Here is a 23353-nt window from a genome sequence, read left to right on the forward strand (position 1 = left end):
ACTATAGTGGAGGAGCATTTAAAATTGCTTCTTTTGATCCTGGTAAGCCGGGTTGAGATTCTGGAATCGTCTCCAGACCTTCAACACGTTCTACGATACCAGACTGGTTAAAGTAGATTTTCAAATGCTGGCCTTGGGCTGCCGGGATCTTGGCTTTTTTAGCGTAGGTTCCTGGGGTATAGTTATAGATGTAGTCCCAACGTAAAGGATTCAGTGGATCGCTTACTGTTGGACTGCCCAGTAAGAAACGCACCTGTTGATGGCTCATTCCCACCTGAATTTTAGCGGCTTGTGCTTGGGTTAAAGGGGTTCCTTGTGGAATATCTACTTTATAAACACCTAATGTCGAACAGCCGACGAGCAATGAAGTGACGAATAACGTCAACATGATTTTTTGCATTTTGCTAAACTATCCCAAATTAATTATGATGCATTTGATCCAAGGATAGATCATACTGCATCTAAACTTTGTTGCATATTCCAACTTTGATTTTGTTGAGAGACCTTTTTACATGACTATTTCAAACCAAGATTTACGAAAAGCTGGGCTGAAAGTTACCCTTCCACGAATTAAAATATTAGAATTACTAGAAAATTCAAAACAACATCATTTAAGTGCGGAAGATATTTACAAGACTTTACTCGATCAGGGCGAAGATGTAGGTTTAGCAACTGTGTATCGTGTGTTAACGCAGTTTGAAGCAGCGGGCATCATCGAACGTCATAATTTTGAAAATAATCATTCAGTTTTTGAAATTATGCAGGAAGATCACCACGATCACCTAGTATGTTTAAATTGCAGCAAAGTTGTTGAATTTATTAATGACACGATTGAAAAAGAGCAGCATGACGTTGCTGAAAAATTTGGTTTTGAATTAACCGGTCACTCACTGAATCTGTATGGTTATTGCGATGCGCCTGCCTGTCAGGAAGTGTTCCGTAAAAAATAATTTGAGCGTTGGTTCAAACAAAAAAAACAGGCTTCATGCGAAGCCTGTTTTTTTATGCCTTCAAGATGATCAGGACTGACCATCAAAAGTAATATTGGAATGCGCACGTAATAAGTGGCTGCCACCTTCTTCTGAGAGCTTGATTTGCAGACGCAAGTCATTTGGTGAATCCGCATGTTTCAGCGCATCTTTATAGCTGATCTGTTTGGCTTTATACAGATCATAGAGCGCCTGATCGAAGGTCTGCATGCCCAGTTCACGGGAACGCTTCATCAGATCCTTGATCTCATGCACATCACCTTTACGAATCAAGTCGGCAATCAGTGGTGAGTTAATCAGAATCTCAATCGCTGCACGGCGACCATTACCATCGATGGTTGGAATCAGTTGCTGTGCCACAATGGCTTTCATGTTCAGGGACAAGTCCATGAACAGCTGATTATGTCGGTCTGCTTCGAAGAAATGGATAATCCGGTCAATCGCTTGGTTGGCGTTGTTGGCGTGCAGGGTAGCAAAGACCAGATGACCGGTTTCGGCAAAGGCAATCGCATAATCCATGGTTTCACGTGAACGGATCTCACCGATCAGAATCACGTCTGGTGCCTGACGCAGGGTATTTTTCAGGGCAATTTCAAATGAATCAGTATCGATGCCGACTTCACGCTGGGTGATAATACAGCCCTTATGCTGGTGAATAAATTCGATCGGATCTTCAATGGTAATGATATGACCTTTGGAATTTTCATTACGATAACCGACCAAAGACGCCAGCGAGGTTGATTTACCGGTACCCGTTGCCCCGACAAAAATAATGATGCCACGTTTGGTCATCGCCAGTTCTTTTAGAATCGGCGGTAACTTGAGTTCATCCATCGTGGGAATAACAGTTTCAATCCGACGCAGCACCATCCCCGGTTGATCTCGTTGCTGAAAGGCACTGACACGGAAGCGGGCACTTTTATCCGGCGTGCTGATGGCAAAGTTACATTCACGACTGTCAGCAAATTCTTTACGCTGCTTTTCGGTCATGATGGAATGGAGCAGTTGTCCTACTGCCGCACCGGGTAATTTTACCGAACCAATCGGTAAAATCTGCCCATTAATCTTGATGGACGGTTCGACATCGGCAGTAATGAACAGATCCGATGCTTTTTTCTCCACCATATAATCGAGTAAGCCGTTAAAATCCATGTATATAAACCCCAATACAATTCAATTTTTTTATAAAAATGCTTCTGGCTGTTTGGCTGCAGTACATGCAACTTGCGGGCTGATCAAACCTTTGGACACTAGCGTTTTTAGTGTCTGATCCAGCGTGGTCATGCCATAGTTGGCACCGGTCTGAATTGCTGAGTACATTTGTGCGACTTTGTTTTCACGGATCAGGTTACGGATCGCCGGAATACCGATCATTATTTCATGCGCTGCGACACGCCCACCGCCATTTTTCTTCAGTAGAGCCTGTGAAACTACGGCTTGTAGGGATTCAGATAACATGGCGCGTACCATGTCTTTTTCTTCGGCAGGGAATACGTCGATCACACGGTCAATGGTTTTGGCCGCTGAGGTGGTATGCAGCGTACCAAATACTAAGTGACCGGTTTCTGCGGCAGTTAATGCCAGACGAATGGTTTCAAGGTCACGCATCTCACCGACCAGAATAATATCCGGGTCTTCACGCAGTGCCGAACGCAATGCTTCATTAAAGCCATGCGTATCACGATGCACTTCACGCTGGTTAATCAGACATTTCTTGGACTGATGCACAAATTCGATTGGGTCTTCAACGGTCAGAATGTGGTCATAGCGGTTGTCATTAATATAATCCAGCATCGCCGCCAAGGTGGTTGATTTACCCGAACCGGTTGGACCTGTGACCAGTACCAGACCACGTGGATATTCACAGATATCTTTAAAAATCTGTCCCATGCCCAGATCTTCAAGGGTCAGGACTTTAGAGGGAATGGTACGGAATACCGCACCGGCACCGCGGTTCTGGTTAAATGCGTTGACACGAAAACGCGCCACGCCAGGCACTTCAAAAGAAAAGTCAGTTTCCAGATTTTCTTCAAAATCACGGCGCTGTTTGTCGTTCATGATGTCATAAACGAGTTTATGCACTTCTTTGTGTTCTAATGCTGGCAGGTTGATGCGACGAACTTCCCCATCGACACGAATCATTGGCGGTAAGCCCGCAGACAAGTGTAAATCCGACGCACCATTTTTAGCAGAAAATGCCAACAATTCTGTGATATCCATAAGGTCCCCGAGTTCATTAAAATGTTAATTATTTTGATAGAATAATAAGGCTTTCCCACAGCTTAACCAACACTTAGTTCATGGGCAAGGGAAAAAAAGATGAATGAAATGAGAACCCCATCAATGAATATGTTGCAACAGTCACGAAATCAGGTCTTAATGCAAATTGAAACTGCCTGTATTCAGGCGGGCCGCGAAGCAGATGCGGTGCAACTGCTTGCCGTTTCCAAGACCCAGCCAAGTAGCGTGCTGGCTGATATGTATCAGGCCGGGCAACATGCTTTTGGTGAAAACTATTTGCAGGAAGCGCTGGAAAAAATCACGGCCCTGAAAGAGCTGGACATTGAATGGCATTTTATTGGTCATGTGCAGCGCAACAAAACCAAGGCTCTGGCAGAAAATTTTGCCTGGGTGCATGGAGTCGATCGACTGATTATTGCCGAGCGCTTATCCAATCAGCGTGGAGATGATCAGCCTGCACTGAATATCTGTATTCAGGTGAATATTGATGGTCAGGATACCAAAGATGGTTGTCGACCAGATGCGGTTGCAGATTTAGTCGTACAGATTAGCCAACTGCCAAATGTGCGTTTACGTGGTTTGATGGTGATTCCAGCACCGAATAATCCTCAAGCCTTTGCTGATGCCAAAGTTTTATTTGATGCAGTCAAAGTTCAGCATGCACATCCTGAAGATTGGGATACTTTAAGTATGGGCATGTCTGCGGATATGACCGACGCGATTGCTGCGGGTTCTACCATGGTTCGTGTTGGTACGGCCTTGTTTGGCGCACGGCCTAAAAAAGATGTATAAACTACTAATGTCAGTTTTTTGCAGCAAAGCGTTATCGCAGGGTATTGGATAACGCTTTTTTTCTGGCTGGTTCGAGCCATTTAGCCATTAACCAGGCAAAAACTATTAAGCTGCACATGCTCGCAAGCAAGGCTAAAATTGCTCCGCCCAGACCATAGTCCAAAGTTGCCGGAATACAGCCTAAAATAAATAAAAGTAAGGGGAAATGGGTGACATACAAGGTATAGGAAAAGTCTGCAGATTGAACCCAGACCGGATGATAGTGACTGCGTTGATGCTGGAGTTGTACCAGCCAGCAGCTAAAGGCCAGACCCAGACAGAAATTAAAAGGGACAAAATTCGCAGCACTGTATTGCTGGGCCTCATCAATCACCTGAAACTGGTAAGCATCAAAACAGGCAATTAGAAATGCCAAGCCGAATAGGGCTAGTTTGACCGATTGTAAGCGGTTTAAAAAACGTAGCTGGATATATCGAAATGAACAGGCAAAGGCAGTGAGCCAGACCAGAAAATAAATAAAAAACTGGATGTTCAGTACTGACAGTATAGCCAGAACCATAAAAAATCCGATTTTGGCGATTTCCGAATTTTTTAAAAAAGGTAGGAATCCGGCCAGCACATAAAACCACACTTCATAGCTCAGGCTCCAGAGTGCAGCATTGGCTAAAACCGTTGGTGTTACAAAGCCATTCAAAAATAGCAGCGAACCAAAAAATTCCATCATGTCTACATTATAGTCAGTCCGGATCATCATGCCAAAACTGTGTTGAAAAGCATGAGTATGGCTGGCAAATAATAGTGGAGCGAGTAGATAGAGAACCAGGGTCAACCCCATGGCAAACAGAAAGGGTGGTAAAATTCTGCTGCAACGCTGTCGAGCATAACGGTGCAGATTGAACTGACCATGCTGATGAATGTTGTGCTGGATCGAATAGCCGATCAGATAGCCACTTAAGGCAAAGAAAATCATGACTGCAGCCTGCCCAAGCAGACGTATCCATGAATAAATGCTGGTATCGAAAGGCGCAATAAATGCCTGAAAGCAATGACTGAACAGCACCACAATGGCACTGATGCCCCGCAGGCTCTCAAGCTGTAGGCTGAAATAGGGCGAGAGCTTGTTCGGGGCAGGGTGAATCATCGTTAACCTATAATCTGAATGGTACTGGCGCCTGCACCGACAGGCTTGACCTGAATTTGTACCGGAATCCGTTCATGCATTTCCTGCACATGCGAGATTAATACAACTTTACGACCCTGACTTTGTAAATGATCCAGTGCATTCATCACCATATGTAACGAAGCAGGATCTAGCGTACCAAAACCTTCATCAATAAACAGTGATTCCAGTTTCATGGAGCCGGAGGCCATATTGGCAATCGCCAAAGCCAAAGCCAATGAAACCAGGAAGGTTTCACCCCCCGATAGGGACAGCACAGGGCGGACTTCACTATTCATGTCCAGATCAATAATCGCCAGACTCAGGCTATCCGGAATACGGTGTAACTGATAGCGGGGTGCCAACGGTTGCAACTGCTGATTTGCATATTCCACCAGAATATCCAGATGATGTTCCTGGGCAATTTTCTGGAATTTGGTACCTTCCTTATGTCCGATCAGGTCGTAAATACGACCCCAACGGTATTCTTCGGCTTTGATCTGCTCAATTTGCTGCTGATATTTGGCATAGGTGTTTTGATTATTGGCATTCATACGCAGTTTGGCATCAGTTTCATTGAGCACTTCCTGCTGCATTATTTTTTCCTGATGCAGCATGCCAAGTTTTTGTTCAATTTCCTCAAATTCATGTTCTGGCTGTAGTTTTAAATGGGCCTGATATTGTTCTTCAAGTAATTGCCAGGCTGTTCTGGCATTTTCGAGTGCCTGTTTCTGGTTGGCCAGATTCTGACGAATGCGTTGATGGTTGCTCAGATCAATACTGAGCCATTGTTCAATTTGAGCTGCCGTCACTTGAGGATGTGCTGCTTGCCATGCCTGAATATCTTGCTGATATTGAGCCAATTGCTGATCGATCTGCTGAAGTTGGCTGATAAATTCTTGCAGTTTTAAGTGGGTTTGATGCCACTGTTTTTCGGCCTGCGCCGTGCATTGACGCTTTTGTTCTAAAGTCTGCTCTAAGGTCTTGGCTTGTAGCTCTAGTGCATTGCGCCATTCTGCAGCGACACGGTAGACTTGTCCTGCATGTTCTTGGGTCAGTTCAGCCAGTTGTTGACGCAGGTCTTTGCCTTGCTGAATCAACTGCTCTACAGACTGGCTCAATTGAGCAAAATTTTGCTGTTCCAATTGTAGTTGATACTGGCTCTTTTCCAATATCTGCTGCTGTTGATGCAGGTCAGATTCCAGCTGCTTTTGTACTGCCAAGTGCTGCATGCGGTGCTCTACTTGTCGTTGCAACTGAGGTAAGCAGAGCATAGGTGGCTGCGACTGGTACTGCTCGGGCAGTATGCTTAAAACTGGGTGTATCAGCTGGTCGAGTTGCTGACGTTGCTGTAGAGCCAGTTGTAATTGGTGCAATTGCTGTTGTTGTTGACGCCATTGTTGTAATTGTTGCTGGAGCTGTTGTTCCTGCTGTTGTGATAGTTCTAGCTGCTGGACCAAACTTTGAGTGTGATTCGCCAGTAACTGGATGAATGTAGGAAGATCATTGTGCTGCTCGGTAACCACTTCCAGTTTAAGTAGTTGAGATTTACAGTCAGCAGAGGATTGTTGAATCTGGTTTTGCAGGATCTGGCAACGCTGTTGCTGTTGCTCAATTACTGTTTGTGCTTTAGACATTTCAATGCGTTGCTGCTGCTGAGATTGCAGTTGCTGATCGAGCTGCTGTTTTGCCTGCCGTAACTGTTGCTCCTGTAGCTGGTTCAGGCTCTGTTCCAGATGTTCATGGACGGCATCGACAAAAGGATGGGCTGGGCTTCCACAGACCATGCATGGCTCATCCGGTTTTAACTGGCCACGAAGATCCTGCACACTTTGCGCATGCAATAAACGTTGCTGGGCAAGTATTTGTTCCAGGTGTTCATAGGCCTGTTGTTCAGCCTGAATCTGCTGATGTAGTGCCTGTTCGGCCTCTTGCTGCATTTTTAGTTGCTGCTGTTGGCTATTTACAGCAGATTGCAGTTGTTCAAATTCTTGTGATTGTTGAACGATTTGTTGTACCTGCTGTTGCAGCAGGTCGAGCTGACGCTGTTCCGCTTGGCGTTGCTGACGCATTTCCTGAATGGTTTTGAGATGCTCTTCTAGCTGTTCCAGACTATGATGCTGTTGTATCCACTTGTTCAGATTTCCTGAAAGTACTGTAACGGTTTTTTCCAGTTCAGGTAAAGGCTGCTTCAGGCTGTCCGGATTCTGTTGCTGCAGTTGCTGATACTGACGCATAAAGTCTTGTATGCGTTGCAAGGTACTTTGCGGCTCCAGATCGAACACATTTAAAAAGCCAGATTCAGCCAATTGTTGTGCAACCTTTTCTTGCCGAGCTTGTAGCTGATTCAAAGTCTGTTGTTGCTGTCGCAGTTGTTCTTCTAAAGGCTGTAGACGAAGGGTTTGAAACTGGCTTTGCTCTGCATGCAGTTTTTTGTACCGCTCTGATACCGTATCAATTGCATGATCCAGCCTTAAACCTGCCTCCAGATGCGGTTTCAGGTTTGCCAAGTGTTGCTGAAACTGGTGCTGCTGTTGTTGTAAGGCTGTAAGTTTGGCTTCTTCTGCTACAAAGCTCTGTTTGAGCGTTTGAAATTCCAGCGTAAATTGGGTGTGCTGGTGCTGAATCTGCTCTTTTTGAGGGGCTAGACGGGTACGACTCACAAACTGATCCCGAATCGACTGGAATTCATCCAGCTGCTCCAGTAGCTGTTGCTGTCCTGCAGATTTATTTACTGCATCTTGCTGTACTTCGTAGACTTCTTTTTTGGCATGGACTTCTGCATAGAGTTTATGTCGGTCCAGATGCCATTGTTTCTCATTTTCTAGCAGTTTTTCTGATTGCTGCAAATTCTGAAGTTGCAAAGACAAAGAGCTCTGCTGCTGCTGTAAAGTGCTGATGTCTTCTTCAGACAGAATTTCAATATGCCCGATCAACTTTTCCAGATCGTTGCGCTGGTTTTTGACTTCGCTGAATTTCTCTGCGGCTTTCTGACTAACCAGACTGAAAATCTGTGAATTGGTGAGATATTCCAGCAAGTCTGCGCGTTCATTATCTTTAGCTTTAAGAAAGGCACCGACTTCCGACTGTGCGAGCAAAACTGCGCGGGTAAACTGCTCAAAACTTAAGCCCACCAGTTTTTCAATCAAGGGTGTGACTTCCGATATTTTTTGCGTCAGTGTCGTATCATCATCCAGACATTTGACGTAGCGGTCTACTTTTAGATTGCCATCGACTTTCTGGCGTGCCCGTTTAATTTCCCAGCGTGCCATATAGCGTTTGCTGTCGAGTGCAATAAATTCCAGTTCGGCAAAACCATGCACGCAGCCACGGCGCAGAATATTCTTGGAATCCTTGATGGACACATCCTGACCGCCAGTATCTTTCAGGCTGCCTGTGGCACCTTTTAGGCGGGGGATTTCATTATACAGCGCCAGGCACATGGCATCGAGCAGGGTAGATTTCCCGGCACCAGTCTTGCCGGTGATGGCAATCAGGCCGGCATGAGCCAAAGGACTCGATTCAAAATCAATATGATGGGTGCCGGTGAGGGAGGCCAGATTATTAAGACTTAGACGTAAAATTTTCATGGCCGATCCTAGGCTTGTTGTTTTTGTGCAAGTTCGTGTTGGGCTTCATTCAGTAATTCCTGAAAATCCCGTTGTACCGAATGATCCTGCTTATAGCCCATTTTTTTCCAGATATTGAAAAATAGCGATTCCGGGGTAGGGGGTGCCAGATCAATTTTAGACTGGCTTGAACTAAGGTCGACCTGTTGCTGGTAAATCCGGCTGATGCGCAGCAGTCGGTAACGGTTAGCAGGTAGGGCCTGTTCTATTTGCTGACGCAGGTCTACCGGAGGCGGCGCATCAGTGGTGTATTCCACTTCCAGAAAATGCCGTGCAGAAAGCTGCCCGATTTCTCCGGCAGGCAAGGCCTGAATTGTAGTGATTAAATTTTCCAGCTTTTCACGAATGCGGAACAGCTCGACAGTACGCGGAATGCTTAAGGCATCGTACTGAAAGCGGTTTTCCGGGTTTTGTTCGGGATCAATCCGGACTTCAACCACCTGATGCTGGTAATGGATTTCACTAAATGACAAAGGGATTGGGGAACCACTATAGCGAATATGCGGCTGACCGACTTTTTGTGGTTTATGCAAATGCCCTAGCGCGACATAATCAATCACGTCATCAAACAGCGCCGTCGACAGGGCTTCTTCATTGCCGACAATAATCGGACGCTCGGAGTCCGAGGTCTCACCACCTTGCATGTGCGCATGTGACATTAAAATCAGTGCCTGATGTGGCTGTTTGCGGGCTTTGGCTTCGGCAATCAGTTGTTGATGCAGATAACTGATCGCGTTCTGGTTATTGCTGGTATGTTCATTCAGTCCGGTAATTTCGGCACTGCGTAAATAGGGCAGGGTCAGACACCAGGCGATGATATTTTTATCCTGATCATAAATAGGAATAAGCAGACGATCTAGGTTCAAGGTATTTTCTGCCGTGCGGCCTACTATTCCCACTGCTTTGGCATTGAATTTGGCCAGCAAGGGTTCAACCTGCTCAATCCGGTAACCGGAATCATGATTGCCTGCAATCATCAGGGTCTGCATATGTGGCGCCAGATCGTGGGCATCGGCCAGAAACTGGTATAGCTGTCTTTGCGCACTGGACGCAGGATTGATCACATCAAAAATATCGCCGGCAATCAGCAGGGCATGCGGTTGCTTTACTTTGATTTGCTCAAGTAGCCAAGTCAAAAACTGCGCATGTTCAAATTCACGGTCATGGTTATGGAAAAATTGTCCCAGATGCCAATCGGAAGTGTGAAGAAAATGAACTGCCATGTAGTGAACCCCAAGATATCTGCCTTGCTACTATAGGAAAAAGCACAGGTAAAAATCTACTTGTAAAACGATATTTCAGCGAATTGTTGGTGATGCTTAAGCTGAATTTATTTTGATCAGTATGGATATTAATGGACGGTTGTATCCGGATCATCAGATATTAAAGGCTCTGCAAGCCCTCAGATGTTAAAAATAGGGATTTTAAAAAATAAAAACCGACGATTCGAGTGATGATGAAATCGTCGGTCAAATTTGTGTTACAGGAAGATTTTGGCTGCTATTCAAAATTTTCCTGTACACTAAGACTTATTGCTTTAGCTCTAAAGGTCAGCAAAAATTCGTGGATGCCAGTCCAAATTTTTGCCCCTTGTACTCTATATAACGTCACCCTCTAGTGGATGGTTGACAATAAAATGAAAAAAAATTTAATTTTTTTTATACTCACCTGTTGAAGATCACCGAGTCATGCATATGCTGCCACTAAGTCGTTATTTTACCTGGTTTTTCTTTATCTGTTTTGTTTTTACCTGTATTTGTGGTGTGGTGGCAGCCCTATTACCGATGGGTATGGGGGCAATCTTGACGATTATTCCCTATCTGGTAGCCATGATTTGGGTGCTTTTTAAATTTCTAAAACAGCAAAAACGTGCGCCGACCCAGGCAGAACGTAAAAAATTCACGCTCGGTTTTAGCCTGATTTATTGGGGCTATAATTTATTGTTTCTCTTGCTCGGTATTGTGATCGCCACCCGTTCCAATCCGAATGCCTGGCAGGACTTTCTGCTGTATCTACAGCAACCACAGTTTATGAGCATTGTGCTGATCATGTTTTTGATGATTGCGATTCCGCTGTATCTGCTGACGTACTGGTTTTATGGCAAGCAGGCCCAGCGTATGGCAGAGAAAATGTTTGGCCATTCGCCTCAGTGAGTATTGATGAATCATTGTGTGACAGCCGATCTTCATAAATTGATTGAATGATGAAAGATACAAATTCTCCACTACAAAAATATTCCTGCTTTAAAAAAGCTGAAGATGAGTGGCGTATAATTTAAACCAAGAAAATAATAAGGCGAAGAATGACTGATGTATAAACCTGTAGTGCTGGTGACGGGAGCGAGTGGTTTTATTGGCAGTCATCTCGTACGGTTTTTATTGGATCGTGATTATCGGGTGATTGGTCTGACCCGTCAGAAAAATAAACCTGAACCACATCCGGACTTTCACTGGATTAACCAGTTGGATGAATTAAAACAGCATCAGCTTGATTATGTGGTCAATCTGGCTGGCGAAAGCATTGGTCAAGGCCGCTGGACGGCAGCGCGTAAAAAGAAATTGCTGGATAGCCGTTTAGACACCACCAAACAGGTTTTTGATTATTTAGAAAAAAATCAGCTTAAACCGAAACGAATTATTTCAACATCGGCCGTTGGTTATTATGGCATTGACCCCAATGAGCGCTGGGAACAGGTCTGCACGGAGCAAAGTCCGCCACAAGATATTTTTATGTCTGAACTTTGTGCAAAGTGGGAACAGCTGGCCTTGTCCTATACTAACCAGAACACCAAGATTGTTCGCTTTGCGGTGGTGTTTGGCAAAGGTGGCGGGATTCTTCCGCAGATGCTATTGCCGATTAAATTGAATCTGTTCGGGCGGATTGGTCATGGACGTCAGCCAGTGACCTGGGTGCATCTAGACGATGTACTGCGAGCGATTGAATTCTTGATACTTGAGGATACAGCCGAGCAGATCTTTAATGTGGTCGCGCCAGAAAAAAGTAGTCAGGCCCAGTTTGCACGAACTGCGGCCCAGATTCTGAAGCGCAAACCCTTACTTCCACTACCCGCATGCAGTCTGAAAATGATGCTGGGAGAACAGTCACAACTGGTCTTAAACGGTCAGTATGTACAGTCCAAAGCCTTGCAGGAGGCTGGATTCCAGTTTCATTATCCAACTCTGAAAGAAGCACTGGATAATATCCTAAAGCACTAAACGACTGGGCTCTAATAAACGGACAGGATCATAAGGAGCTGGATCAACGATTGGCATTTTTTTAAGGATGAGTTGAGCGAGTAGTTTGCCTGATGCCGGCCCCATGCATAAACCATTCCGGAAATGTCCAAAATTGGCCCAGGCATTGTATAGCTTGGGAATTTTGCCAATATAGGGAATACCATCGGGTGAGCTGGGTCTTAATCCGGCCCATTGCTTGACCAGCGGAAAATCTGCCAGTTCCGGTACCATCTCGATACACGCCTGTAAAATATCCTGCCGGATTTCGCTAGAAGGCGAGGTGTCAAAACCGACCTGACGCATACTGGAACCACATAAAACATGTCCATCCTGACGTGGAATCAGGTACATCACCTTATGCATGCACATGGTCGGCAGCCAGTTTTCTGGCGTTTTAAACAGCAGCATCTGGCCCTGAACCGGCTGTACCGGAATTTCCAAACCAAGTTGCTGTGACCAGTGTTGCGACCATGCTCCGGTTGTGAACACATATTGATCTGCCTGAAAAACCTGGCTATGTTCATCTGAGATACTTTTTACACAGCCTTGCTGAATATTGAGCCGAGTGATTTTACAGTCTTCTTGCCAGGTGACACGAGGATGCTGCTTCAAATAGTGAATGATCGACTGTAATAACCGTGGATTACGGATATTCGCCAGTTCAGGGAAATAAATCGCCTGCTTGAATTTGCTCTGATTAATTCTTGGATTGATCTGTTGCAGTTTAGCCTGATCAAGCAATTCTGCCTGTTGCTGCGGATCCTGATGTGTTTTGGCATAACTTAAACCGATTTCAAAATCGGATTCATCAAAAATCAGCATACCTGTTTCATGAATCTGGAAATCGATGCCAGTGAAAGGTTGCAGTTTTTGATTCCAGTCCTGATACATGGGTTTGGCATGTCGAGCCAGAGCATTTACAGCAGCGGGATAACGCCAGGGATACATCGGGGAAAGGATTCCTCCTCCAGCCCAGGATGCAGCCTGTCCGGCGGCCTGTTGATCAAAAAGGGTAACAGAACATCCCTGTTCAAGCAGTTCCAGCGCCGACATCAAACCGGTGATGCCAGCGCCGACAATGGCAATATGCATTGCGCCGAAATCCTTTTACTTCATGTCTTTCAGTTTAAGCGCAGCTTCTTCAGCAAAATAGGTCCAGATACCATCTGCACCGGCACGACGACAGCTCATCAATGATTCTAAAATGACGCTATCAGATAACCAGCCATTTTGAATTGCCGCAGCCAGCATCGCGTATTCGCCACTGACCTGATAGACAAAGGTTGGTACGCCAAAAGTGTCTTTGACTTCGCGGACGATATCCAGATAAGGCATGCCCGGTTTAACAATCACCATGTCTGCACCTTCCTGAATATCCAGCGCAATTTCATGCAGGGCTTCAGCACGGTTACCAACATCCATCTGGTAATTGTATTTATTGCCGCCTTTTAAATTGCTGGCAGAACCGACTGCATCACGGAACGGACCATAGAAACTTGATGCATATTTGGCTGAATAGGCCATGATCGAAGTATAGATATGACCATTTTGCTCAAAGGCCTGACGAATCGCACCGATCCGGCCATCCATCATGTCACTTGGAGCAAACACATCTGCACCGGCTTCGGCATGGCTCAAGCCCTGTTTAATCAGGCACTCGACCGTTTCATCATTTAAGACATAACCGTTCTCATCAATAATGCCATCCTGACCATGCGTGGTATACGGGTCTAATGCGCCGTCAGTAATCAGCACCATTTCTGGCAGTTCTTTTTTCAATAAACGCAAGGTGTTTTGTACCAGACCATCTTCATGCCACGCAGCTTCTGCAGTCAGGCTTTTATCTTCTTGTGGGGTGACCGGAAATAGCGCCAGTTTATTGACACCGAGTTCCAGTAGACGTTCTGATTTTTTTAACAACAAGTCCGCTGACAGACGCTGGATATTCGGCATACTTGGAATATCTTGGGTCTGGTTTTGTCCTGGCAGGACAAATACTGGATAAATGAGATGATCTGCCGCGAGATGGGTTTCACGAACCATCGAACGTAAATGTTCATTTTTACGAATACGACGCATGCGAGTTGCAGGAAACGCGGGACGATTGAACGTATAAGTCATAAAAATCTCAGTAATCAGTATTAAACTAGGCCTCTATTGTAGCCCTAACTCAAATTTTTGGGCATAAATTAGCGGTTTTTTATTGTGGTGGATTCGGGCAAAGTGATGAGTAAGACAGAGAGAAACTGGACCGGTAATATACATCTGGGCTCGAAAGTGGATATTGATGTAGTCCTGAACCAGCTGGTACATGCTTTTAATAGCTCTCCTTTTTTTAAGCATAACGGCATGACCATGCGGGTGGTCGAGGGCCAGATTGAGGCCTATGTAGAAATGCAGGATTTCATGATTGGTAATGTGGCTTTCCAGATTCTGCATGGCGGTCTGGCTGCAACTGTACTGGATAGCGTCGGTGGTATTGTGGCCATGGGCGAACTGTATAAAAAAGCTGAACCGGAAACGATTGCAGATACCATTAAAAAAGTGTCGCGTCTGGCGACGGTCGATATGCGGGTGGATTATCTGGCGCCTGGACGTGGCAAATATTTTATTGCACGTGCAGAAACCTTACGTTTGGGGCGTAAGGGCTGCACCATGCGCATGACCATGGTCAATGATGAAGATAAGGCGATTGCAACAGCGATTGCGTCTTATGCCTATTAATGAAATCGTGAATTGAGGAAGCTAAAAAGCACTGTTTAACAGTGCTTTTTATGATGATCAAATATGAACCTAGAGGATTTAGAGATCAGATTTAGCCCGTTTCAAGGCATTTTGCCATTTGGCTAAATGCATTTCTCTTTCGTCATTTTGCATTTTGGGTTCAAAAGCACGGTCCAGCTGCCAGGACTGGGAAATTTCATTCAGGTCGGAAAATACGCCAGCTTTTAATCCGGCCATAGCGGCTGCGCCCCAGGCGGTAGCTTCCAGCATTTGCGGACGCAGTACCGGTACATTCAGAATATCGGCCTGAAATTGCATTAGCATGTCATTGCTGCTGGCACCACCATCAACCCGCAGTTCTTTAAGGGGATGTGCAATATCAGATTGCATCGCACTGAGCACATCCGATACCTGAAAGGCGATTGATTCTAATGCTGCGCGAGCGATATGCGCTTTGGTCGTACCGCGTGACATGCCACAGAGTAAGGCACGTGCTTCACTATCCCAATGCGGCGCGCCCAGTCCGGTAAATGCGGGAACCAGAACCACGCCGTCACTATGCTCGACCTGATGCGCCAGTTTTTCCACATCACTGCTTTTTTGAATAATTCCGAGGCCATCGCGTAACCATTGCACTACAGCACCAGCCATAAATACGCTGCCTTCGAGCGCATAGGTAGTTTGGTCCTGGGCTTGCCAGGCAAGAGTAGAAAGCAGCTTGTTCTGGCTAAGCTGAATATTATGTCCGGTATTGAACAGCATAAAGCAGCCAGTACCATAGGTGTTTTTAGCACTGCCCACCTCAAAACAGGACTGGCCAAAGAGGGCAGACTGCTGATCCCCCAAAATGCCGGTGATGGGAATATTGGCCCCCAGTAAGCCAGAAGCAGTGTCAGCGACATAACAATCAGAAGAAATAATTTTCGGTAAGACCGAAGCAGGGATATTAAACAGCTCGAGTAGCTCTTCATCCCACGACTGTTGCTGCAGATTCATCAACACGGTACGAGAAGCGTTACTGGCTTCAATGACGTGCTCTGCGCCTTGGGTCAGATTCCAGATCAGCCAGCTATCGATCGTACCAAATGCCACATGGCCTTGTTCAGCGAGTGCTCGTACTCCCTCGACATGCTCTAAAAACCAGACCAATTTTCCCGCACTAAAATAAGGGTCAATCCGTAAGCCTGTTTTTTGCTGAATTTTGGACATCAGGCCTTGTTCAATCAGCCGGTTACACCAATCAGACGTACGACGGTCCTGCCAGACGATTGCCGGGGCGAGCGGTTTGCCGTTTCGACGATCCCAGACTACAGTGGTTTCACGCTGGTTAGTCAGGCCAAGGGCTCTAATATCTTTTGCCAGAATACCTGCAGTCGCTAAAGCTTGCTGTACCACCGCAATCTGTGAGCTCCAGATTTCCTGTGCATCCTGTTCCACCCAGCCTGAATGTGGGGTGTGGATATGCGTTTCACGTTGAGCCGTTGCCTGAACTTGTCCATGTTCATTAAAAATAATGGCCCGACTTGACGTAGTTCCCTGATCTAGTGCCAGTAAATAGCTCATAATTTTTCTGTTATTTGGCTTGAAAAGTAAAATATTAGCGCAATAATGTAATTAAGCGCATCAAGTTGTGTAAATGTTCAGAAAATACATCGTAATTTTTGACATTTATGCTATGATTGCCTTGTACTTTGGGGGTGTTTCTGGCTTCGACGCTGGTGATGAAACTCATAGATGCATGCCGAGAGCGCATTTTCTCTCGTAAATCAAATTTGCATTTTTTAGTCGCAAACGACGAATCATACGCTCTAGCTGCCTAAGGGCAGCTTGTCCGCCTCTCCGAATACTTGTGGTTAGAGAGTCCGACTGAAGCGCACGCACACAAGTCCGTATAAAGCCAAGCCTCGGGGCTTTGTACTAAATTAAGAGGATCGCGATTTGTACCCTGTTCGTCGGGTCACAAAGAGTTAAAACAATAGACGATATCTAAGCATGTAGTATTCTCGAGCGTAGTGCTGGCGGACGCGGGTTCAACTCCCGCCACCTCCACCAAAATTCTTTCCGAAGTAATCCGTCGGAATCTAAAAAAGCCTTTAAACTCAACGTTTAGAGGCTTTTTTTTATGCCTGTTTGTCCGATATTGTCTGATCTCATTTGACCCCATATTTGCTCTTTGTGGGTAAATATTGGGAAAATTTACCCAGAAATTAATACATCAATTATGGGTAATCGACATGCCACTTACAGATACTGAATGCAGAAAAGCACAGCCGAAAGACAAACAGTATCGTCTTTCAGATTCACATGGTTTATCTCTAATCATTACCACCAAAGGTCAAAAATATTGGAATGTGCGCGTCACTGTCCATGGTGAACGTAAGTCTGAATCGCTTGGCCCATATCCGGATTTAAGTTTAAAAAAGGCAAGGGAACTTGCATACGAGCTTAAGCATCGATACTCACGTTCAGTATTGCATGAAGACTTAAAGCCCTATTTCAAAGAAGTTGCAGAAGATTGGTTCAATAATCAAAAAGAAACCTGGTCATCCAAACATATTAGTAATGTACGAGCTTCATTGGATGAGCTTTATACTGCTCTTGCTAATAAGCGTATTAATCAGATTCAGGCTCCTGAGATTCTGCAAATCATTAAGAAGATTGAGGCAAGAGGCTCACTTGAAATTGCAAAACGTACCTTATCTCGTTGCGGGATGGTCATGAAATACGCTATTGCCCATGGATACCGCTATGACAATCCGGCAGGTGATTTAGTTTATGCCCTCAAGAATAAACGAGTCAAAAACCTGGCTTCGCTTTCGGCCTCTGAAATGCCTGAATTTTTAAGAAAGGTAAGAGCTTACCCAAGTGATGCTCAAACGCATCATGCCATTATTCTGATCATGCTGACAGGCGTTCGGGTTAGTGAGTTGCTGCAAGCACGCTGGGAAGAATTTGATCTAGAAGGACGTAAGTGGGATATCCCTGAAGAGCGTATGAAGAATCGACTTCCGCATCGTGTGCCGTTGACGGACATGATGATTGCTGAGCTTCAGGCTTTGAGACTTACTCATAATCAGGAACTGCTATTTCCACATCGTTTAAATAACAAAGAACCTATGCGTAGCGAGTCTATTTTGGCCGTAATCAAGCGTTCGGGCTATGCAGGTCGGATGACCACACATGGTTTTAGATCTTTATTCAGTACTGTGCTTAATGAATCAAATTTATTCAATCCTGATGCAATTGAACGTCAGCTTGCTCATGTACCTCAGAATAGAATTCGCTCTGCATATAACCGAGCGCAATACTGGGATGAGAGGGTAGGGTTGATGGAGTGGTATGGGGAAAAGGTTAAAGAATGGCTTTAAGCAAACAATACTATTAGCTGAAAAAACGGACACATGATGTCCGTTTTTTTACGTTTGAATGATGTCTTTTAGACACTTATTGGTGAATTAAGCAAAGATGAAATTTAAATTTCTGATGGTTAGGGTGTGTTTAAAAATAAAATTTGATAGAGTGAAGATAGGGTCTTAAATTGAAAATAAGATTGGTAATAAAGCGATATAGGTTTTAATTTATTTTTGGGGGAATAGTGGTGATTCAGCAGATTAGTTGCCAACAACGGATTAAGGAAATTTCTGAGATTTTTAGATTTTGGAGGAGAATCAGGAAAAGTGATTTTTATTATAGTGATTCGAATTTTCAATGTGAAAACAGATTGCCACTGTCAAATTCACGGTGGCAAATGCTTCAGTGTCTTTACGAGTTTAGCTTATTAAAAGCCTATGGGGAAGATATTTCCAATCAGTTTGAAAACCAACTACTAGATTCTATTTACAATAGTGTTGGTGTTCCGAGGGGCAATTTAGAATGTAGATCTGAGATACCTCTGGGCTCACTTTTGAATGGTGCTCTCTTTCTACCAGCTCAAATTCTGTATCCAGATGTTTTTCGACAAAAAATCGATCATTACTTAAGCCAACTTATTAAAGGTAACTTTCCGAGAGAAAATATTGATACAAAATCATCTAGCTTCATCCGCCAGCATATTTTTGTAACAGATGATTTTTTGGTCAATATGGATGATTGTATTGGTCATTTTAAAGAACGATTGGATGCGTGTTTTAAATATTCAAAGTCATTAAAGTTTATAAGCTTAAACTTGCTGTATGTAGATCCTAAACCTTCTTTTGTACTTGGTCTTTCTATTGAATCATTACAACATGCGAGAGAACGCTGTGAAAAACACTTACAAAAATTTTTGAAAAAATTAGATCACGTAGACGGGTTGCTCACCAATTTTAACAAAATAGAATATGGCGTGAATTCAACCTTTAATGTTTTTGGAATTTTCATCTTCAAGAATAAAGATCACATCACCTTATCAATGATGGCGTCTCAAATTCAGAAAGTTTGGTATAGCACCTTTAATGAGCTGACAGATTATGAAAGAAATAGTTCATACCCAGGTCAAATTACAATTACTCATCCTTATGTGCAACGTGTAGAAAATCATCAATGGTCTAATCTTGTGACCGAGGGAATGTTGAGGAAAGATTCTGCGCGCTATACTAATTTTGTACGATTTACACTGAATTACATGGCGAATCAGACTAATTTATTTAAGGTCATGGTTGCAGGCAAAGAGTTACCTGGTGGTAATGCACATTACTATCCTGATCCTAAAAACGAACTGATTCCATTTAATACAAAAAGCTTCAAGACAAAGCGTAAGGTTGTAAAAAAGCCTAAAAGTAGCACAATAAATTTTTTCAGTACGATCGCTAAAAAGTTCACTCTGACTCAAATGGTGAAAAAAAAATTAGAGGAAATTGAAACCTGTTATGGTTTTTTGGCAAATGATTTGCAAAGAACTTATCCAGCAGACTTTGCAAATGAGTCGTTCGATTTTCTCATGAAAACAGAGATGTTCGTCTATATTGTAGGAGAATGGAGGCAAGGTATTTCTCAGCCAGCGCACGGAGGGACTAGATCTGTAGGAACAGACCTTAATCAGCTATATGAATTGTTCTTTGAATTTGTTGATCTAAAAACACATTTTGATGGTTTAAGTGCAATTTTTGCTAAATATGGCTTTATATTTAGTATTAGAGTCTTAACCCTTTATGTTGCTATCAAATCAATTTTAATCAATAGAGATAGGTTTCATACACAGGTCGTATCCCCTTATGAGGAAAGATCACAACTAATAGAAAATATTCGTTATATCTTATTAAACGATTTGGGGGAGCTTTTAGAGAGTGCTCCAGAGTTACTGAAAAAAGGGTATGGATCCTTGAATCGATGTAACTACATAAAAAGTATGCTGATAGTAAAAAATAAAAACAGCATAGTTCAAGCAACATTAACTTCCCAGCAAGCTCAAAGTAAAAAAGCTTATCGGTCTTATATAAATTACTGGTCTGAACATAAAGGCTTTGATGGGACACATATTTTTATCAGATTTAAAGTGAAATGTTCTAATTTTGTTGAAAATTTTGGAGCCATAGATTCTGAAGTCCGTAATGCAATTGATTTACTGAAAAAATCAGAAGGGTCAAAAATCTATGCTTATCTAGGCCATTGGTGTGTTTTTCAAAATGTGGATATTGGGGAAAGAGAGTATCAATTTAAGATTTTATTTTCATTAGACATACACTATGTCGAGTATGACCAGTCCTCAGAAATTTTAGGGCATACTTTTAAGCAGAAGTATTTTTCAAAATTAGAAGCTGTATTTGATAGATATAATCAGAACTGTGAGGATGACATTGCAAAAGTTGGTATACAAGAAATTCCAACACAATGGGAAATTATCAATTTTAATAATTTACAGCCAGTTAAAGAGACCACAAATGAAATGGTGTATAAGTGGTTTTATGAAGTAAGCCATAGATTTCAATATTTTACACTTACACCAATTTCCCAAAAAAAAGTTGTAAAAGGAATAAAGGTCTACAAGAAGCGCAAATAGAACTTTATGACTTAACTATCGTAATTAACAAATCTTAAAATCTAATAGCCTTGTCGAGAGTTTGAAAGTTGGATTATGCGGCTAGGCTATGTTGGTTGTTCATACAATAAGGCGGTTTTTTCTATTATTATAGATAATATAACTACCAATAAATATTACATTTATATCTATAACAATAACAGATAGATAAAGTAAAAATGAATGGACTCCTTGGCTGAATTGACCTGTTGGTTTGTAACTTCGACAGAATGAAATCGTCATTAGATATGTGCTAACACTTGATCAGTTATATATGCCTTCTTTAGATCATGACTTAACTTAAAAAAATAAGTCTATTGCTTAACTATGACGCTAATCATAGTTAAGGAAATTAAAGTGTTTCAATTCGATTTAGATCATCAGGCAGGCGTCATGTATGCCATTCATACCTTTGTCGACGTATGTCTTAATTTGGATATGCCGAATGGAGCGTTTATTTTCAATCTAGAACGCTTATGGAGTGCATTTGAAGTATTTAAACAGGAAGGTGTTGAGTACGCAGCATCGATTAGGGCATTTATCGCAGTCACTGAGTTTGTTAATAGCCAGCGTGGAATGCTCAGTTTTGGTGAATATCTATCAGAGTTTTCTATAGGTGAGATTAAGGGGGTAAGACGAATCTTGCATGCGCATCGAGGGCTCATCCGTGAGGATATTACAAGATTTTATAGCCAAAAAGAACGGAATCGAGTTGGTCTACTTGAGGAGTTCGAGGGTGCGATTAAGGGATACTATTCAGTGCTGCTGATTCGAGTTGATCTGAGCTATAGCAAGGATAACCTGAGAGATATTACGGTACATGACTTCTATCAGCATATCGATAAGCTACGTGATGCGATTACTGATAAGAATGGTTGTTTTGATGCGCTGTTGACCTATGCAGTCGCATTGGAGCAGGGCATAACGAATGGGTTTCACACTCACTTGGGATTGGTGATTAACAAGTCAGAACATCATAATGATTATTATATTGCCAAGAAAGTGATTGATAAGTGGAAGGAGATTACATTAGGCAGGGGGAGTGGGTGGAACATCAATCATTCAGATAGTAAAAAGAACTACGAGGGTCAGGGGCGTTTAGGGATTGGAGATACTCGTCGAACGGGGCCGGAACAATGCAATAATGCTTTATGTGCCATTGCGTATCTCAGTGATCCTGAAAAATATGACCAAATGTTATTAGTTAAACTACAAGGACGTAAAACCTTTTATAAGGGGGATTATCAGCATCATGGCCGTCCTATTCCTGATACTGATGCAAATAGGAAAATCAAAGACTGGAATGGTCAAACCGCTTTAGCAAAGCTGGAAAGGGAGAGTTGGTTTAAAAAAATATGAACATACCAGTTCTATGAAGTCAATTAATTCATAGGACAGCACATGAGTCATTCAGAGTTTGAGTTTATTATAGCACCCCGTTTGGAACAGGATGTTTTAGAGTATTACCAAAGGATTCGATTTACCCCAATCCCCGAAGGTGTTGAATATAAGGAGCATCGAAAAAGCATAGATCAGGAGTTTAAACGAAAGCTGTCTGGTTATTTTACGGGGTGGCGTAGAATGATGACGGCCTGTATGAACGAGCATTTATGCTTTTCATTTTGGGTGGATAAGTTCTTTCAGGCTTACTGTAGCGTATTAAGAGAAGAACAGCTCAATCTCTTAGAAGTGACAGCGCATAAAACCTCAGCTTTCTATACGGAAAAGATCTTAAAAAGATTGAGAATGCTGTTTGAAAGTACCTGTTTATCTAAAGAAATGAATAAGCAGAATGAGCGATACGACAAGCGGATTGAAAAGTTGAGAGTGTCTTATTGCAATACAAGCCAGATCTACCCTGATGCTGTAGATTTGAAACTCGAACTAACTTTAAATGAAGTTGGGAATGAAATTAGCGATTTACAACAGTTATATCGATATTTTTTAAATTTCCAAAAAAATTTAGCTACAGCATTTTGGTATAGAACACAGGTGGTTTATCGTTTTTATCAGATTGTGCGGGATGCTGCGCAGCAACGCTACATTATTCATTTTTATCTAACGTTTAACCGATCGCTCTATTCTGACTCTCTTGGATATTGTAATGATATCAGGGAGCGTTGGCTGAAGGTGACTGGATATATGGGGGCATGCATGTGTCCTGAAGAGAATCATCAACATGCTAGCTTGGATGCTGAGCAAGCACTTCAGATTGATCGAATTCTTCAAGAAGAAGCACAATGTCCGCTGGGTGCGTTAAATAAAATGCCCGAAAATCAAACGGGACTGTATGGACTTCCGAATAGAATCTGTATTTATCCTAAAACTTTTCAATGGTTTGATGGCGCACCAGTGCGACGCTAAAATTTTATATCATATCCCTTTACTTGCTTGACGCTCTACAACGTGCAGATTATCCTTAGCCTGCTGATCTACATCGTCAGCGGGTTTTGACAGACCCATTAACAAAGACAATATGTGAAATTTCATTTTGCATGTTGTGGACCCGTTCGTCCCCCTTTCTTTGCGGTAGGGCGGAGGGGGGACGCGCTTGCGCGTGCTGGTTTCTTTGTTACCAGTCTGTCAAC

18 protein-coding genes and 1 other RNA gene are annotated in these 23353 nt (G+C 43.2%); 10 read left to right on the top strand and 9 right to left on the bottom strand.

The genetic code is table 11. The annotated features are described in order from the left end of the window. Position 1: 1 nt before the first annotated feature. Entirely contained in the window at positions 2–400 is a 399-nt protein-coding gene (locus ACP7AK_RS08570) for an outer membrane protein assembly factor BamE (RefSeq protein ID WP_004279275.1), read from the bottom strand. Positions 401–512: 112 nt separating this feature from the next. On the opposite strand from ACP7AK_RS08570, the gene fur reads away from it, so the two are divergent. Then, complete coding sequence (gene fur / locus ACP7AK_RS08575; RefSeq protein ID WP_004279276.1) at positions 513–950, top strand: ferric iron uptake transcriptional regulator; 438 nt, start codon at positions 513–515, stop codon at positions 948–950. Positions 951–1019: 69 nt separating this feature from the next. Here fur and ACP7AK_RS08580 read toward each other — a convergent pair whose 3' ends face one another. Further along, positions 1020–2141 (bottom strand): PilT/PilU family type 4a pilus ATPase, encoded by a 1122-nt coding sequence (locus ACP7AK_RS08580; protein WP_004279277.1) that lies wholly within the window; start codon positions 2139–2141, stop codon positions 1020–1022. Positions 2142–2171: 30 nt separating this feature from the next. Further along, complete coding sequence (locus ACP7AK_RS08585) at positions 2172–3209, bottom strand: type IV pilus twitching motility protein PilT (RefSeq protein WP_425879576.1); 1038 nt, start codon at positions 3207–3209, stop codon at positions 2172–2174. Between the two features lie 123 nt (positions 3210–3332). On the opposite strand from ACP7AK_RS08585, the gene ACP7AK_RS08590 reads away from it, so the two are divergent. Further along, positions 3333–4022: a YggS family pyridoxal phosphate-dependent enzyme gene (locus ACP7AK_RS08590; protein ID WP_425879777.1), complete on the top strand. Its 690-nt coding sequence runs from the start codon at positions 3333–3335 to the stop codon at positions 4020–4022. 31 nt (positions 4023–4053) lie between these two features. Here the strand turns inward: ACP7AK_RS08590 and ACP7AK_RS08595 are convergent, their stop codons facing one another. The 3 genes from ACP7AK_RS08595 to ACP7AK_RS08605 are packed head-to-tail and all read right to left on the bottom strand — an operon-like array spanning position 4054 to position 10033. After that, the gene (locus ACP7AK_RS08595) at positions 4054–5163 is read right to left on the bottom strand and encodes an acyltransferase family protein (protein WP_425879578.1); all 1110 of its coding nucleotides are present in this window, start codon (positions 5161–5163) and stop codon (positions 4054–4056) included. Positions 5164–5165: 2 nt separating this feature from the next. Next, entirely contained in the window at positions 5166–8771 is a 3606-nt protein-coding gene (locus tag ACP7AK_RS08600) for an AAA family ATPase (RefSeq protein ID WP_425879580.1), read from the bottom strand. Between the two features lie 8 nt (positions 8772–8779). Then, the gene (locus tag ACP7AK_RS08605) at positions 8780–10033 is read right to left on the bottom strand and encodes an exonuclease SbcCD subunit D (RefSeq protein WP_425879582.1); all 1254 of its coding nucleotides are present in this window, start codon (positions 10031–10033) and stop codon (positions 8780–8782) included. 471 nt (positions 10034–10504) lie between these two features. On the opposite strand from ACP7AK_RS08605, the gene ACP7AK_RS08610 reads away from it, so the two are divergent. Beyond that, positions 10505–10963, top strand: coding sequence for an ABZJ_00895 family protein (locus ACP7AK_RS08610; protein ID WP_425879779.1), 459 nt, complete (start codon positions 10505–10507; stop codon positions 10961–10963). 156 nt (positions 10964–11119) lie between these two features. Then, the gene (locus ACP7AK_RS08615) at positions 11120–12025 is read left to right on the top strand and encodes a TIGR01777 family oxidoreductase (RefSeq protein WP_425879584.1); all 906 of its coding nucleotides are present in this window, start codon (positions 11120–11122) and stop codon (positions 12023–12025) included. Here ACP7AK_RS08615 and thiO read toward each other — a convergent pair. Together thiO and hemB are read right to left on the bottom strand one after the other, a co-directional pair. After that, positions 12014–13138 carry a glycine oxidase ThiO gene (thiO, locus tag ACP7AK_RS08620; RefSeq protein ID WP_425879586.1) on the bottom strand — a complete coding sequence of 375 codons (1125 nt, stop codon included), beginning with the start codon at positions 13136–13138 and terminating at the stop codon, positions 12014–12016. The two genes, ACP7AK_RS08615 and thiO, sit on opposite strands and share 12 nt — an antisense overlap. 15 nt (positions 13139–13153) lie before the next feature. Beyond that, positions 13154–14167: a porphobilinogen synthase gene (gene hemB / locus ACP7AK_RS08625; protein ID WP_425879588.1), complete on the bottom strand. Its 1014-nt coding sequence runs from the start codon at positions 14165–14167 to the stop codon at positions 13154–13156. A 105-nt stretch (positions 14168–14272) separates the two neighbouring features. On the opposite strand from hemB, the gene ACP7AK_RS08630 reads away from it, so the two are divergent. Next, a complete protein-coding gene (locus tag ACP7AK_RS08630; RefSeq protein ID WP_004646146.1) occupies positions 14273–14770 on the top strand; it encodes a thioesterase family protein in 498 nt (165 codons plus the stop codon). Between the two features lie 78 nt (positions 14771–14848). Here the strand turns inward: ACP7AK_RS08630 and glpK are convergent, their stop codons facing one another. Next, positions 14849–16333 (bottom strand): glycerol kinase GlpK, encoded by a 1485-nt coding sequence (gene glpK / locus ACP7AK_RS08635; RefSeq protein ID WP_425879590.1) that lies wholly within the window; start codon positions 16331–16333, stop codon positions 14849–14851. A 130-nt stretch (positions 16334–16463) separates the two neighbouring features. On the opposite strand from glpK, the gene ssrA reads away from it, so the two are divergent. The 5 genes from ssrA to ACP7AK_RS08660 all read left to right on the top strand — a co-directional run bounded on the left by ssrA (position 16464) and on the right by ACP7AK_RS08660 (position 23129). After that, positions 16464–16822, top strand: a transfer-messenger RNA (tmRNA) gene (ssrA, locus tag ACP7AK_RS08640). Positions 16823–17004: 182 nt separating this feature from the next. Continuing rightward, positions 17005–18138 carry a tyrosine-type recombinase/integrase gene (locus ACP7AK_RS08645; RefSeq protein WP_425879592.1) on the top strand — a complete coding sequence of 378 codons (1134 nt, stop codon included), beginning with the start codon at positions 17005–17007 and terminating at the stop codon, positions 18136–18138. Between the two features lie 230 nt (positions 18139–18368). Beyond that, positions 18369–20747, top strand: coding sequence for a hypothetical protein (locus ACP7AK_RS08650; protein ID WP_425879594.1), 2379 nt, complete (start codon positions 18369–18371; stop codon positions 20745–20747). A gap of 375 nt (positions 20748–21122) precedes the next feature. After that, a complete protein-coding gene (locus ACP7AK_RS08655; protein ID WP_086044915.1) occupies positions 21123–22124 on the top strand; it encodes an inovirus-type Gp2 protein in 1002 nt (333 codons plus the stop codon). Between the two features lie 42 nt (positions 22125–22166). Beyond that, positions 22167–23129 (top strand): hypothetical protein, encoded by a 963-nt coding sequence (locus ACP7AK_RS08660; protein WP_086044080.1) that lies wholly within the window; start codon positions 22167–22169, stop codon positions 23127–23129. Positions 23130–23353 lie beyond the last annotated feature (224 nt).

This window comes from Acinetobacter sp. TWP2-2-3 (genome assembly GCF_049896445.1).
In the GTDB taxonomy this organism is placed as follows: domain Bacteria; phylum Pseudomonadota; class Gammaproteobacteria; order Pseudomonadales; family Moraxellaceae; genus Acinetobacter.